Here is a 13425-nt window from a genome sequence, read left to right on the forward strand (position 1 = left end):
TCAGTAGGCCAGGCCCATGGCCGTGCGGACTTCCCTCAAGGTCTTGCGGGCGACGGCGCGGGCGCGCTCGGTGCCGACTTCGACAATCCATTGCACCTGCTTGGGGTTGGCCAGGTATTCATTGGCACGCTCGCGCCAGGGCGCTTGCTCTTTCTGGATGGCCTCGATCAAAGGCTTTTTGCAGTCCAGGCAGCCGATACTGGCCGAGCGGCAGCCTTCGGCCGCCCACGCGCGAGTGGACTCGTCGCAGTAGAGCTGGTGCAGGGGCCAGACCGGGCAGCGGCTGGGCTCGCCAGCATCGCTGCGGCGCACGCGCTGCGGGTCGGTGGGCATGGTGCGGATCTTTTCGTCCACCACCTCGGGCGCATCGCGCATGGCGACGGCGTTGTTGTAGCTCTTGCTCATCTTCTGGCCGTCCAGGCCGGGCAGTCGCGCGGTCTCGGTCAGCAGCTCTTGCGGCTCGGGCAGAATGGGCGCATCCGGGCTGTAGATGCGGTTGAAGCGGCGGGCCACCTCGCGCGTCACTTCCACATGGGCGGTCTGGTCTTCACCGACGGGCACGAAGCCGGCCTTGTAGATCAGGATGTCGGCCGCCTGCAGCAGCGGGTAGCCGAGGAAGCCGTAGGTGGCGCCATCGCCCGGCGTGCTGCTGGCGCGTTGCTTCTCGACCGCGTCCTTGTAGCTGGGAATGCGCTCCAGCCAGGAGGTGGGTGTGCTCATGGCCAGCAGGGTGAAGAGCTCCGCATGCTCGGGCATGCGGCTTTGGATGAAGAGCGTGGCCTTCTCGGGGTCGATGCCGGCGGCCAGCCAATCGACCACCATGTCGTAGACATTGCGCTCGATGCTGTTGCGGTTCTGCCGGTCCTGGTACTGGGTGGTCAGGGCATGCCAGTCGGCGACGAAGAAGAAACAGTCGTGTGTGCTCTGCAGGCGAACCCAGTTCTTCAGCGCGCCGTGGTAGTGGCCCAGGTGCAGGGCGCCGGTCGGGCGCATGCCCGAGAGCACGCGCGGGCGTGCGGCGGCAGAAGTCGGTTCAGGAGTAGGCAGGGAGCTCATCGGCGGGCCGCAGCAAAGATCAGGTCGGGCATTGTAGGCAGCTACACTGCCGCCCCATGAAACGCATCGTCATCCTGATCTCCGGCCGTGGCTCCAATATGGAGGCCATCGTGCGCGCCTGTGCGGCCGAGGGCTGGCCGGCCCAGATTGCCGCCGTGATCAGCAACAAGCCAGATGCCGCCGGCCTGAGCTTTGCGGCCGAGCACGGCATTGCCACGGCCGTGGTTGACCACAAGGCCTTCCGCCGGCCCGGCATGGATGCACAGCAGGCCCGGGAGGCTTTTGATGCCGAGTTGCAGCGCGTGATCGATGGTTTTGCGCCGGATCTGGTGGTGCTGGCGGGCTTCATGCGCATCCTGACTCCGGCCTTCACCGCCCACTATGCCGAGCGCATGCTCAATATCCACCCCTCGCTGCTGCCGGCCTTCACCGGCCTGCACACGCACGCGCGGGCCTTGGCGATGGGCTGCAAATTCGTCGGCGCCACCGTGCATTTCGTGACCGCCGAGTTGGACCATGGCGCCATCGTCGCTCAGGCCGTGGCGCCGGTGCTGCCCGGTGATGATGAAGACACCCTGTCGGCCCGCGTGCTCAAGCTCGAGCACCGCATGTATCCGCAGGCGGTGCGCTGGTTTGTCGAAGGCCAGCTGCGCTGGGTTGATGGTCGTGTCGAGCAGCTCAGCGGGGCGAGTCAGTCGTTCAGCTGAACCTTCAGCGGATCATGCCGGCCAGGATGTTGATCAAGAGCGCCAGCACGCCGGTGTTGAACATGAAGGACAGCAGGGCGTGCAGCAAGACCAAGCGCCGCATGGGCCGGGCGCTGACCGCCACATCCGAGGTCTGCGAGGTCGCGGCCAGGGTGACCGCGAAGTACATGAAGTCGGTGTAGTCCGGTAGACCTTGCAGGCCAGGAAACTCCAGGCCGTGCGGTCCTTTGTCATGGACCGTGTTGCGGTGGTAGAGGCTGGCATAAGCCAGGGCGAACTCGACCGGCAGCAGCAGCCAGCTGCCCGCCACCGTCAACAGGGCCAGTGCCAAGGTGGCGCCTGGAGGGCCGGCCGGCTGGCTCAGCTCCAGGGTGATGGCCGCCAGGCTGGCCAGGGCGCCGGCCGCCGCCAGCAACAGCACGGCGGCCACGCCGTCCGCCTGCGCCACGCTTTTGCGCTGTACATGCTCATGGTCAGCGGCCAGCATCATCTGTAACACCGCCAGCAAATAGAACCAGACGCCGGCGTTCCAGCCGCAGAGCAGGCGCGCCGACAAGCTCCAGTGCGAAGGGCAGGCCAGGCCGACCAGCAGGCCCAGACCCAGGGCCAGCAAAAGGCGCGGGCGCAGGCGCAGCTGTTGCAGCCAGCGGGGCGCGCGCATCATCAGTGTGACGGCATGTCGTCTATGGCGCTGAAGCGCGCCGTCAGCACCCCGTCCACTTCCAGGCTGCCGAAGAACATGGCATGAGGCCGCACCCACAGGCCGGTGGCGTTGTAAAGCGGGCGGTAGACCACCAGCGGTTCCAGCGTTTCGCTATGCCTGGCGGTACCGATCACTTCGTACTCGCCGCCTTTGTAGTGGCGGTAGCGGCCCAGCGGTGTGGCGGGCAAGGGGGAAAGATCGTCGGCACTCATGTCGGGGGCGGCAAGGGATAAAAATGGCGGCACGGCAGGGAAAGCCCGCGGGCCTGGGATAATCGCGCTATGCATCCTAATGCCCTTCTTGAAATGAGCAGCGAGCTCTTGCGCGCTGTCCTCCAGTTGGACACTCCCGCCGACAGCGTGGTGTCCGCCTTCTTCCGCAAACACAAGGCCCTGGGCCAGCGCGAACGCCATGCTTTGGCCGAGACCGCGTACACCGTGCTGCGTCAGCGCCCGCTGCTGCAGCATTTGGCCCAGTCTGGCGGTGGCCCGATCGAGCGCCGCCTGGCCATTTTGGGCTGGCAGGGCAACGAGGCCTTTTTGCGTGGCGCCTTGAACACGCAAGAACAGCAATGGCTGGAACAGGTCCGTCAAATAGACAAGACCCAGCTCGCGCCGCGCCTGCGCCACAACTTGCCCGAGTGGCTGGCCCAGCCTTTGATGGCCCGCCTCGGCGAGGAACAGTTCTGGTCCTTGGCTGCCAGCATGAATGAGCAGGCTCCGCTGGATCTGCGCGTCAACACCCTGAAAGGCAAGCGCGAAGAGGCTCAGGCCACTTTGGCGGCTGCCGGCATCCCGGCAGAACTCACACCATTCTCGCCTGTGGGCCTGCGCATTCACGGCAAACCGGCCTTGAACAAGCTAGAGCTATTCACTGGCGGCGGTGTCGAGGTCCAGGACGAAGGCAGCCAGTTGCTGGCCCTGATGCTGGACGCCAAGCGCAGCGAAATGGTGGTGGACTTCTGCGCTGGTGCCGGCGGCAAGACCCTGGCCCTCGGTGCATCCATGCGCAACACTGGCCGGCTCTATGCCTTCGACACCTCGGGTCACCGCTTGGCTTCCTTGAAGCCTCGCTTGGCGCGCAGTGGTCTGTCGAATATTTATCCGACTCAGATCGCCCATGAGCGTGATGAGCGCATCAAGCGCCTGTCCGGCAAGATCGACCGAGTGCTGGTCGATGCACCGTGCTCGGGCCTGGGTACCTTGCGCCGCAATCCGGATCTGAAATGGCGCCAGTCATTGCATGCGATACAAGAGCTGCAGGCCAAGCAGACGGCCATTCTGGCCAGTGCCGCGCGCCTGCTGAAATCGGGCGGTCGGCTGGTTTACGCCACTTGCAGCCTGCTGGATGCCGAGAACGAGGCGATCGCCGAAGCCTTCTCGGCCGCTCATCCCCAGTTCAAGAAGCTCGACGCCGCCGAGGTGCTGAGCCGCGCCCATGTCGAGCAGGCGGACCGTCTGGTTGAGAACGGCTATTTGCGCCTCTGGCCGCACCAGCACCAAACCGATGGCTTCTTCGCCGCGGTGTGGGAAAAACAGCCCAGCTGATGGCCGGCGGGGCCTGTCAGACCAGGCCCCGGTCGAAAGTTGCCGGTTCTTGACCTGAAGCAGACTTATGCACTGAGGTGCTTAGAGTCCGGCACCTACAATTCAGCGACTTGAATCCATAGATATGCCCAGCCCTGGGCAGGATTAGGAACCCATGAACTTCTTGATGTCGGTACACGATGCGGTGGTCCAGATGCTGGCCCATGGCCTGCTCGAAGCCAGTGCATGGCAGGTGGTGGCTTTCACCCTGGTCATCACGCACTTCACCATCCTCGCCGTGACCATCTTCCTGCACCGTGCGCAAGCGCACCGTTCGCTGGACCTGGGGCCTATTCCCTCGCATTTCTTCCGTGCCGTGCTGTGGCTGACCACAGGCATGGTGACCAAGGAATTCGTGGCCGTGCATCGCAAGCACCACGCCAAGTGCGAGACCGAGGAAGACCCTCACAGTCCGCAGACCCGCGGCCTCAAGGCCTTGTTGCTGACGGGCGTGGAGCTCTATCGCGCCGAAGCCAAGAATCCCGAGACCATGGCCAAATATGGTCTGGGCACGCCCAATGACTGGATCGAGCGCAATCTCTACACCCGCTTCTCCTGGCAAGGCGTGGGCTTGATGCTGATCATCAACCTAGCGCTGTTCGGTGCCATCGGCGCCACGGTCTGGGCTATCCAGATGGTCTGGATCCCGGTCTGGGCGACCGGCGTGATCAACGGCATCGGTCACTTTTGGGGTTATCGAAATTTCGAGGCACCCGATGCCTCGACCAATGTTTCGCCCTGGGGCATCCTGATTGGTGGCGAAGAACTGCACAACAACCACCACACCTACCCGACCTCGGCCAAGTTCTCGGTCAAGCCCTTCGAGTTTGATATCGGCTGGGGCTATATCCGTGCATTCGAGATCTTGGGCTGGGCCAAGGTTCGCAAGACCGCACCCAAACTGCGCCATGGCGACATCAAGCCTGCCGACAAGGACACGCTGGAAGCCATCATCGCCAATCGCTATGAAGTGATGGCCAAGTATGGGCGCGGCTTGAAGGCGACCTGCGCTTCGGAGCTGGACAAGCTCAAGGCGCAAGGCCAGGAGCACAGCGCGCAATGGGCGGAATTCAAGTTGGCCATGCGCTGGTCGCATCGCGACGAAGTCAATATTCCTGACAGTCTTCTGCCGCAGATCGCCAAGGCCCGCGCTGCCAGCCCGGCGCTGGACAAGCTCCTGACCATGCGCGAAGAACTGCGTCAGCTGTGGACACGTACCAATGTGTCGGCCGAGCAGCTGGTGGCTGATTTGCAGGCTTGGTGCCGTCGTGCCGAGGAGAGCGGCATTGCCGAATTGCGCAGCTTCTCCATGAATCTGCGCATGGCTAGGGTTTGAGTGGCCGCTTGATTTGACAGTTTGTGACGGCCGGTCTGCCGTCTGTGACCGCAAGTAATCCTGCGGTAAAAGGGCGCCCTGAGAGGCGCCTTTTTTGCGCCCGAGGATTAGACTGAAGGCACAGCAACGGAACACACAAGGAGAGTCACCATGAGCAAACTGCTTCGTACCGCCGGTCTGGTTCTGGCTTTGAGTGCCTCGGCTTCGCTGGCTCTGGCCGATGTCGAAGTTCGTTTCATCGAGCCCGAAAAGTTCAGTGACGCCAGCGCCGACTTCAGTCGCCGCGAGCGTGAGCCGGTCCTGGACGGGATCAAGGCGCATCTGGAGAAACTGGGTGCTCAGTTGCCCGGCAAGGATCTCAAGTTTGAAATCAGCAATATCGATCTGGCTGGAGATTGGGAGCCTGTCGGGCCTCGTATGGAGATGATTCGGGTGCTGCGCGGTGTCAGTTCTCCTGCCATCGAATTCAGCTATGTGCTCAGCGAGAAGGGCAAGACGCTGCAGAGCGGCAAGATCCGGCTGCACGATATGGCTTACATGTCCAATTTCAATCGCTACCCCGACTCCGACCCGATCCGCTATGAGCGCCGCATGATCGACAACTGGTTCCGGGATGAGTTCAAGGCGCCGGCCGTGGCTGAGGCGAAGATCCAGCAGCCTTGAGTTTGCCTCGCCCATGAAAAAACCCCGCCGGCTTGCGCCTTGCGGGGTTTTTTGTGGAGCTCCCCGTTGCCGGGGAGTTGCCGAGCTGAATCACTTCAGCTTGGTTTCCTTGTACAGAACATGCTTACGAGCCTTGGGGTCGAATTTCATGAATTCGAGCTTGCCGGTCGTGGTCTTCTTGTTCTTGTCGGTCGTGTAGAAGTGACCCGTACCTGCGGTCGACTCCAACTTGATCTTTTCGCGTGCGCCTTTTGCCATGATGATGCTCCTTGATTCTCAGTACTAGATCAGAGCTCGCCCTTGGCGCGCAGATCGGCGACGACTTGGTCGATGCCGACCTTGTCAATCAAACGCAGAGCAGCATTGCTGATACGCAGACGAACCCAGCGGTTCTCGGTTTCCAGGAAGAAACGGCGGTACTGCAGATTCGGCAGGAAGCGACGCTTCGTTTTGTTATTGGCGTGAGAAACATTGTTTCCCACCATGGGCTTCTTGCCCGTGACTTGACAGACGCGTGCCATGACGCTTCTCCGGTTTGATTTGATGACCAGCCATCTCGGTCGAGCTTGCTTTTGCACACTCAAGACCCGCGATGACCTCATGACCGCTTTATGCAAGCTAAACCTATCTGACATCACGCAGGTTGCCCTGGTATCTGTCTTCTGGGCGCGGTCCATCCAGCAAGCAAGCCAAAGAGTATAGCTGAAAATGAAAAGGCACTCCAGGCTATTTGCCCTGGCGTGCCCTTGTGGCAGGCTTGTGCTGTCGCTCAGCCTTGCTCTTGCTGCTCCAGGAAGCGCTGCGCATCCAGGGCGGCCATGCAGCCGGTGCCAGCGCTGGTGATGGCCTGGCGATAGACATGGTCCTGGACGTCGCCCGCGGCAAAGACGCCCGGCACGCTGGTCATGGTGGCGAAGCCGTTCAAGCCGCTCTTGGTGACGATGTAGCCATCCTTCATTTCCAGCTGGCCCTTGAAGATGTCGGTGTTCGGCTGGTGGCCGATGGCGATGAAGCAGCCTTGCAGGGTCAGGTCTTGCGTTCCGCCACCTTGGGTGCTCTTGATGCGAACGCCAGTCACGCCGCTCTGGTCACCCAACACCTCGTCCAACGTGTTCCAGAGGTGGAGAACCACATTGCCGGACTCGGCCTTGGCCATCAGCTTGTCGATCAAGATGGGCTCGGCGCGGAACTTGTCGCGACGGTGGATCACATGCACCTTGCTGGCGATATTGCTCAGGTAGAGCGCTTCTTCGACCGCAGTGTTGCCGCCGCCGACCACACAAACTTCCTGGCCACGATAGAAAAAGCCATCGCAGGTAGCGCAGCCGCTGACGCCGCGACCCATGAAGGCCTCTTCCGAGGGCAGGCCGAGGTACTTGGCCGATGCGCCGGTGGCGATGATCAGAGCGTCACAGCTGTAGTTGGCGCTGTCGCCTTTGAGCTTGAAGGGGCGCTGGGAAAAATCGACCTCGTTGATGTGATCGAAGATCATCTGCGTCTGGAAGCGCTCGGCGTGCTTCTGGAATCGCTCCATCAGTTCCGGGCCCTGCACACCCATCACATCGGCAGGCCAGTTGTCCACCTCGGTGGTCGTCATCAGTTGGCCGCCCTGGGCCATGCCGGTGAGCAATGTCGGCTTCAGATTGGCGCGAGCGGCGTAGATGGCGGCGGTGTAGCCGGCCGGGCCGGAACCCAGGATCAGCAGCGTATGGTGTTGGGTGTTTGCGTTCATGGGGGCTCAGATGGGGCGGTTGGATCGTTTCGCAAGCGCGGGAAGTTGAAGGCCAAGTCGAAAGCAGCAGGATTGCGCATCTTTCGTGCCTGCGGCCTGTGCTGTTGCGTCGGCGGTAATGGCCGGATTTACCCGGCTAAACATGGTTTGAAATATGAGGCGGGTGGGCACAATCCCGTGCATTCTAGGCATGTCACGGACGCTCTGAGGGCGTGCCAAATTCAGGCTTAAACCAAAGGAGGCTGTTCATGGCGATGTTGTCCAATCTGGATCTGATCCGCAGGGTGCCCTTGTTTTCTCTGCTCACCACCGACCAGGCGCAGTCGATCGCCGACAGCGTGGTCAAGCGTCGTTTCAAACGCGGTGAGTTGATCGTCGAGCAGGGCACCAAGTCCAATGCCTTGTTCATCTTGCTGAACGGCCGTGCCCGGGTACTGACGGCCGATACACGTGGACGCGAAGTCATCCTGGCTGTGCTGCAGCCCGGCGATTACGTCGGTGAAATGAGCCTGATCGACCACGAGCCGCATTCGGCCACCGTGCGTGCCGAAGTGCAGACCGACATGCTGGTGCTGGGGCGCAATGAGTTTGCCCGTTGCCTGCCCGAGAGCAGCAGCCTGTCTTACGCCATTCTGCGCGGCTTGGTGGCGCGCCTGCGCAATGCCGACCGTCAGATCGAGTCTTTGGCCTTGCTGGATGTCTACGGCCGGGTCGCTCGCACCTTGCTGGACATGTCCGAAGAAGAAAAGGGCCTCAAGATCATCCGCGGCAAGGTGTCGCGCCAGGACATGGCCAAGGTCGTCGGTGCATCGCGCGAAATGGTCAGCCGGGTGATGAAGGATCTGGAAGAGCGCGGTGTCATCGAGACCCTGGAAAACGGCTCGGTGGTCATCAAGGAACGTTTCCCAGGCTGATCTCCTTGCCTGATGGTGACGTCGGCGTAGCCGGCAGGGCTAGTTCGTGTGAATCCTGCGCCACAATGGTGGCATGAGTTTTCCGCTGGGTTCCCTGTTGCGTGACGACGAGGTCGGCGCGCCCGACAAAGTCTACAAACGCCAATCCAAGAAGGCGGCAGCGCCGCCGCCGCCGCGCACCAACCCCTTGCGTACGCCGGTCTGGCTATTGCTAAGTGGCGCCGCCTGGTGCCTGGTGGTGCTTGCCCTTGTGAGTTACGACCGCGCCGACGCGGCTTTCTCCATTTCCGGCCAACACGCCATGTATGGCAACCGCATGGGCGCCGTCGGGGCCTGGATCGCGGATCTGCTGTTGTTCAGCTTCGGTTTTTCGGCCTGGTGGCTGCTTCTGATCGGGCTGCGCGTCTGGCTGAGCCACCTCGCCGATCTGCTGCGCGCTGAGAGTTCGCCAGCGCCGGGCAGTCGGCGACCGATGATTTTCTGGTTTCTGGGCTTGCTGCTGTTGCTGTGTGCGAGTTCGGCGCTCGAATGGACCCGGCTCTATTCCTGGGAAACCCGTCTGCCAGGTCATGCCGGCGGTGTGCTGGGTTATTCGCTCGGTCCCTGGAGCATGCGGGTGCTCGGCTTTGCCGGTTCTGGCGTGGTCTGGATCAGCCTTTTGCTGCTCGGCGCCGGTCTGGCGCTGAAGTTCTCCTGGGCCCATCTGGCCGAACAACTGGGTGCGCGCCTGGACCAATGGCGCGAACAGCGCCTCGAGAAGCGCGAGAAGGCCGAGGACCAGCGCTTTGGCGAGCAGGCCGCGCAGGAGCGCGAGTTGGTGGTGGAGGTTGAGCGCCAGGTGGTGGAGGAGCATCACATTCCCATCGTCATCGAAGCGCCGGTGATGGAGGTTCCAAGGTCAACCCGGGTCGCCAAGGAGCGCCAGACCACGCTGTTTGTAGACTCCAGCGACACCAAGCTGCCCCAGGTCGACCTGCTGGACACAGCGCCTGTGCAGGTGGTGTCGGTCACGCCCGAGTCGCTTGAAATGACCTCGCGCATGATTGAAAAGAAGCTGCGCGACTTCGGTGTCGAAGTGCGCGTGGTAGCGGCCTCGCCCGGCCCGGTGATCACGCGCTACGAGATCGAGCCGGCCACCGGCGTCAAGGGCTCGCAGATCGTCGGCCTGGCCAAGGACTTGGCGCGTTCGCTGAGCTTGGTGTCCATCCGTGTGGTGGAGACCATCCCGGGCAAGAACTTCATGGCCCTGGAACTGCCCAATGCGCGTCGCCAGACGATCCGCCTGTCCGAGATCCTGGGCTCCCAAGTCTATGCCGATGCCAGCTCGCAGCTGACCATGGGCCTCGGCAAGGACATCGTCGGCCTGCCGGTGGTGGCTGATCTGGCCAAGATGCCGCACTGCTTGGTGGCCGGTACCACCGGCTCGGGTAAGTCGGTCGGTATCAACGCCATGATCTTGTCCTTGCTCTACAAGGCGGAAGCGCGCGATGTGCGCCTGATCCTGATCGACCCCAAGATGCTGGAAATGAGCGTCTACGAAGGCATCCCGCATCTGCTGGCGCCCGTGGTGACGGACATGAAGCAGGCCAGCAATGCGCTGAACTGGTGTGTGGGTGAAATGGAGCGCCGCTACAAGCTCATGAGCAAGATGGGCGTGCGCAATCTGGCCGGCTACAACAAGAAGATCGACGAGGCCAAGGAGCGCGGCGAGTCGATCGGCAACCCATTCAGTCTGACGCCGGAAGAGCCGGAACCGCTGGAACGTTTGCCCTTCATCGTCGTCGTCATTGACGAGTTGGCCGACCTGATGATGGTGGTCGGCAAGAAGATCGAGGAGCTGATTGCGCGCCTGGCTCAGAAGGCCCGGGCCGCCGGCATCCACCTGATTCTGGCCACGCAGCGGCCCTCGGTTGATGTGATCACCGGCCTGATCAAGGCCAATATCCCGACCCGTTTGTCCTTCCAGGTCAGCTCCAAGATCGACAGCCGTACCATCCTCGACCAGATGGGCGCCGAAGCCCTGCTGGGCATGGGTGACATGCTGTACATGCCCTCCGGCACCGGCCTGCCGATTCGTGTCCACGGTGCCTTTGTCAGCGACGAGGAGGTGCACCGGGTGGTCGAGTACCTGAAGAGCCAGGGCGAACCCAATTACATCGAGGGCATTCTGGAAGGCGGCGTGCTCGAAGGTGAGGGCGGTGAGGCGGGGGCGGCCGGTGGTGGTGCCGGCGAAGGCGAGGCCGACCCCATGTACGACCAGGCCGTGGCCATCGTGCTGCAGCACCGCCGGGCCTCGATTTCACTGGTCCAGCGCCATTTGCGCATCGGCTACAACCGTGCCGCCCGCTTGCTCGAACAGATGGAGAAATCGGGCCTGGTCAGCAGCATGGCCACCAATGGCAACCGCGATTTGATCGTGCCCAAGCGAGATGAATGAATGAGACAGCGACTGATGTCCCTGAAGAACGGCCTGTGCGCGACCCTGCTGGTGAGCGCATCCCTGGCGGCTCAGGCTGACGCCGTGGCGGCGTTGAAAGCCTTTGTCGCTGAGGTCAAGAGCGCCAGTGCCCAGTTCAAGCAGACCGTCAATTCCCCCGACGGCAAGCGCAAAAAAGTGTCCATGGGCAGCTTCGAGTTCCAGCGGCCCAACCAGTTTCGCTTTGCCTACAGCAAGCCTTTCGAACAGCTGATCGTTGGGGATGGGCAGAAGGTGTGGATCTTCGATCCGGACCTGAACCAGGCCAGCTCGCGGCGCATGTCGCAGGCCTTGGGTGCTACGCCTGCGGCCCTTTTGGCGGGCGGCAATCTTGAGCGCGATTTCAGCCTTAAGGCCTTGCCTAGTGAAGGGGGGCTGGACTGGGTCCAGGCATTGCCGCGGCAGGCCGATGGTGGTTTCCAGTCGCTCAAGATCGGCTTCAAGGGTCGCGAATTGGCGGCGCTGGAAATCGTCGATGGCTTTGGGCAGCAGTCGCGCCTGGACTTCAGCGCCATGGCGACGAATGCGAACCTGCCGGCCGAGCGCTTTCGTTTTGTGCTGCCAGCCGGTGCGGATCTGGTCGAGCAATGAGGCCTGCGACCCGTCAGCCGCTGCGGGCTGGCTTGATTGAGTGTTGATGAACGATTCCCTGTTTCCCGAGAGTGAGCCGGCTCCGGCTCGAATGTCCGCGCCGGGGTCCTCGCAAGTGCAGTCTTCTTTGCATCCTCCGCTTGCCGAACGATTGCGGCCTCAGCATCTGGACGAGGTGATCGGCCAACGTCAGTTGCTAGGCCCCGGCATGCCCTTGCGAACCGCCTTTGAATCGGGGCGGCTGCATTCCATGATTCTTTGGGGGCCGCCTGGGGTCGGCAAGACCACGCTGGCGCGCCTGATGGCGCAGTCCTTCGAGGCCCAGTTCATCAGCATTTCGGCCGTCTTGGGCGGGGTCAAGGACATCCGCGATGCGGTCGAGCGGGCACTCAGCGTGTCGGCGCAAGGGCGGCGCACCGTTCTGTTCGTGGACGAAGTCCACCGCTTCAACAAATCGCAGCAGGACGCGTTCTTGCCGCATGTCGAGTCGGGCCTGTTCACCTTCATCGGTGCGACCACCGAGAACCCGTCGTTTGAGGTGAACTCGGCGCTGCTGTCGCGGGCCACCGTCCATGTGCTCAAGGCCCTGGATGAACAGGACCTGCTCGATCTGGTGCAGCGCGGCACACAGCTGCTGGCCTGCCCGCCGATCACCCCGGCGGCGGCCAAACGCCTGGCGGCATATGCCGATGGAGATGCGCGGCGCCTGCTCAACGCCGTGGAGTCGGTGGCTTCACTCGCGCCCGCCGGCATTGCTGAGATCGACGAGGTTGTGCTTGAGCGTGCCCTGGGCGAGCAACTGCGCCGTTATGACAAGGGCGGCGAACAGTTCTACGACGTCATCTCGGCCCTGCACAAGTCCGTGCGAGGCTCAGACCCCGACGCCGCGCTGTACTGGTTCGCCCGCATGCTCGATGGCGGTGTCGATGCGCGCTATATCGCTCGCCGCCTGATCCGCATGGCCAGTGAAGACATCGGTCTGGCCGATCCGCGCGCGCTGCGCATCTGCCTCGATGCGGCAGAGACCTACGAGCGCCTGGGTTCGCCTGAGGGCGAGCTCACCCTGGCGCAGGCCCTGGTGTTTTTGGCTGTGGCACCGAAGTCCAACGCCGTGTACAGCGCCTACAAGGCGGTGCGGGCTTTCGTGAAAACCGATGCCAGCCGACCGGTTCCGCTGCATCTGCGCAACGCTCCCACCCGCTTGATGAGCGAGCTAGGGTATGGACGTGAGTACCGCTATGCCCACGATGAGCCTGAAGGCTTTGCGGCGGGGGTGCATTACCTCCCCGATGGCCTCGAGGATCAGCGCTTTTACGAGCCCGTTGGCCGGGGTTTGGAGTTGCGCATCGGCGAACGGCTGACCGAGCTGCGGCGGCGCAATGAAGAAGCTCGTGGGGGCGACGAATGAGTCCAATTTGCCGAGGTTTTTTGCGGCCCGCGCTAGGGGTATTTACCAGCGAAGTCCGGCGGAAAGCGACTCCTACAATGACTCGCAGGCTGCAGGACTAGATGGCCAAGTGGGCCCGCCGACTTTGTGGCGGGCCTTTTTTTTGCTCGTCTTTCAGCACAACCAATGGGTGGGTCTGCGCGCGGCGTGGATCCCCGAACCGGAGAGGCTTCATGGAAACTTTTTTCCAGCAAATCATCAACGGGCTGGTGCT

Annotated in this window: 14 protein-coding genes; 8 read left to right on the forward strand and 6 right to left on the reverse strand. The window is 62.5% G+C overall.

The features are described 5' to 3' along the window. Entirely contained in the window at positions 1-993 is a 993-nt protein-coding gene (gene trpS / locus LNV23_RS11670) for a tryptophan--tRNA ligase (RefSeq protein WP_411910570.1), read from the reverse strand. A 119-nt stretch (positions 994-1112) separates the two neighbouring features. Between trpS and purN the strand changes: the two genes are divergently transcribed. Further along, entirely contained in the window at positions 1113-1763 is a 651-nt protein-coding gene (gene purN, locus LNV23_RS11675) for a phosphoribosylglycinamide formyltransferase (protein WP_263563138.1), read from the forward strand. A gap of 4 nt (positions 1764-1767) precedes the next feature. On the opposite strand, the gene LNV23_RS11680 is transcribed toward purN, so the two are convergent. Continuing rightward, a complete protein-coding gene (locus LNV23_RS11680) occupies positions 1768-2427 on the reverse strand; it encodes a DUF1345 domain-containing protein (RefSeq protein ID WP_263563139.1) in 660 nt (219 codons plus the stop codon). Beyond that, positions 2427-2678 carry a DUF1653 domain-containing protein gene (locus tag LNV23_RS11685; protein ID WP_263563140.1) on the reverse strand — a complete coding sequence of 84 codons (252 nt, stop codon included), beginning with the start codon at positions 2676-2678 and terminating at the stop codon, positions 2427-2429. The genes LNV23_RS11680 and LNV23_RS11685 overlap by 1 nt, the downstream gene beginning before the upstream one ends. Before the next feature lie 69 nt (positions 2679-2747). Here LNV23_RS11685 and LNV23_RS11690 point away from each other — a divergent pair, with 69 nt between their 5' ends. The 3 genes from LNV23_RS11690 to LNV23_RS11700 all read left to right on the forward strand — a co-directional run bounded on the left by LNV23_RS11690 (position 2748) and on the right by LNV23_RS11700 (position 6051). Beyond that, positions 2748-4013, forward strand: a complete 1266-nt coding sequence (locus LNV23_RS11690) for an RsmB/NOP family class I SAM-dependent RNA methyltransferase (protein ID WP_263563141.1) — start codon at positions 2748-2750, stop codon at positions 4011-4013. Between the two features lie 154 nt (positions 4014-4167). Further along, a complete protein-coding gene (locus LNV23_RS11695) occupies positions 4168-5388 on the forward strand; it encodes a DesA family fatty acid desaturase (RefSeq protein ID WP_318023230.1) in 1221 nt (406 codons plus the stop codon). Between the two features lie 150 nt (positions 5389-5538). Continuing rightward, positions 5539-6051: a DUF3016 domain-containing protein gene (locus LNV23_RS11700; protein WP_263563142.1), complete on the forward strand. Its 513-nt coding sequence runs from the start codon at positions 5539-5541 to the stop codon at positions 6049-6051. Positions 6052-6141: 90 nt separating this feature from the next. Here the strand turns inward: LNV23_RS11700 and rpmG are convergent, their stop codons facing one another. The 3 genes from rpmG to trxB form a co-directional block, all read right to left on the reverse strand. Further along, a complete protein-coding gene (gene rpmG / locus LNV23_RS11705; protein WP_263520495.1) occupies positions 6142-6309 on the reverse strand; it encodes a 50S ribosomal protein L33 in 168 nt (55 codons plus the stop codon). A 29-nt stretch (positions 6310-6338) separates the two neighbouring features. Then, positions 6339-6572, reverse strand: coding sequence for a 50S ribosomal protein L28 (rpmB, locus tag LNV23_RS11710; RefSeq protein WP_102766965.1), 234 nt, complete (start codon positions 6570-6572; stop codon positions 6339-6341). Positions 6573-6820: 248 nt separating this feature from the next. Next, on the reverse strand, positions 6821-7783 hold the full coding sequence (trxB, locus tag LNV23_RS11715; protein ID WP_263563143.1) for a thioredoxin-disulfide reductase: 963 nt from the start codon (positions 7781-7783) through the stop codon (positions 6821-6823). Between the two features lie 248 nt (positions 7784-8031). Here trxB and LNV23_RS11720 point away from each other — a divergent pair, with 248 nt between their 5' ends. From LNV23_RS11720 to LNV23_RS11735, 4 genes are all read left to right on the forward strand, one after another. Next, a complete protein-coding gene (locus tag LNV23_RS11720; RefSeq protein ID WP_263520497.1) occupies positions 8032-8697 on the forward strand; it encodes a Crp/Fnr family transcriptional regulator in 666 nt (221 codons plus the stop codon). A 73-nt stretch (positions 8698-8770) separates the two neighbouring features. After that, positions 8771-11134, forward strand: a complete 2364-nt coding sequence (locus LNV23_RS11725) for a DNA translocase FtsK (RefSeq protein WP_263563144.1) — start codon at positions 8771-8773, stop codon at positions 11132-11134. A gap of 15 nt (positions 11135-11149) precedes the next feature. After that, the gene (gene lolA / locus LNV23_RS11730; protein ID WP_263563145.1) at positions 11150-11764 is read left to right on the forward strand and encodes an outer membrane lipoprotein periplasmic chaperone LolA; all 615 of its coding nucleotides are present in this window, start codon (positions 11150-11152) and stop codon (positions 11762-11764) included. Positions 11765-11810: 46 nt separating this feature from the next. Continuing rightward, the gene (locus LNV23_RS11735; RefSeq protein ID WP_411910567.1) at positions 11811-13172 is read left to right on the forward strand and encodes a replication-associated recombination protein A; all 1362 of its coding nucleotides are present in this window, start codon (positions 11811-11813) and stop codon (positions 13170-13172) included. The last annotated feature ends 253 nt before the right edge of the window (positions 13173-13425 follow it).

It is taken from the genome of Kinneretia sp. DJ1R-11 (assembly GCF_025717595.1).
GTDB lineage: Bacteria > Pseudomonadota > Gammaproteobacteria > Burkholderiales > Burkholderiaceae_C > Paucibacter_A.

Bases quoted from the DNA above. Each gene is read 5' to 3' on its own strand.
- trpS (WP_411910570.1), bottom strand. From the start codon at position 993: ATGCGCCCGACCGGCGCCCTGCACCTGGGCCACTACCACGGCGCGCTG.
- purN (WP_263563138.1), top strand. From the start codon at position 1,113: ATGAAACGCATCGTCATCCTGATCTCCGGCCGTGGCTCCAATATGGAG.
- LNV23_RS11680 (WP_263563139.1), bottom strand. From the start codon at position 2,427: ATGATGCGCGCGCCCCGCTGGCTGCAACAGCTGCGCCTGCGCCCGCGC.
- LNV23_RS11685 (WP_263563140.1), bottom strand. From the start codon at position 2,678: ATGAGTGCCGACGATCTTTCCCCCTTGCCCGCCACACCGCTGGGCCGC.
- LNV23_RS11690 (WP_263563141.1), top strand. From the start codon at position 2,748: ATGCATCCTAATGCCCTTCTTGAAATGAGCAGCGAGCTCTTGCGCGCT.
- LNV23_RS11695 (WP_318023230.1), top strand. From the start codon at position 4,168: ATGAACTTCTTGATGTCGGTACACGATGCGGTGGTCCAGATGCTGGCC.
- LNV23_RS11700 (WP_263563142.1), top strand. From the start codon at position 5,539: ATGAGCAAACTGCTTCGTACCGCCGGTCTGGTTCTGGCTTTGAGTGCC.
- rpmG (WP_263520495.1), bottom strand. From the start codon at position 6,309: ATGGCAAAAGGCGCACGCGAAAAGATCAAGTTGGAGTCGACCGCAGGT.
- rpmB (WP_102766965.1), bottom strand. From the start codon at position 6,572: ATGGCACGCGTCTGTCAAGTCACGGGCAAGAAGCCCATGGTGGGAAAC.
- trxB (WP_263563143.1), bottom strand. From the start codon at position 7,783: ATGAACGCAAACACCCAACACCATACGCTGCTGATCCTGGGTTCCGGC.
- LNV23_RS11720 (WP_263520497.1), top strand. From the start codon at position 8,032: ATGGCGATGTTGTCCAATCTGGATCTGATCCGCAGGGTGCCCTTGTTT.
- LNV23_RS11725 (WP_263563144.1), top strand. From the start codon at position 8,771: ATGAGTTTTCCGCTGGGTTCCCTGTTGCGTGACGACGAGGTCGGCGCG.
- lolA (WP_263563145.1), top strand. From the start codon at position 11,150: ATGTCCCTGAAGAACGGCCTGTGCGCGACCCTGCTGGTGAGCGCATCC.
- LNV23_RS11735 (WP_411910567.1), top strand. From the start codon at position 11,811: ATGAACGATTCCCTGTTTCCCGAGAGTGAGCCGGCTCCGGCTCGAATG.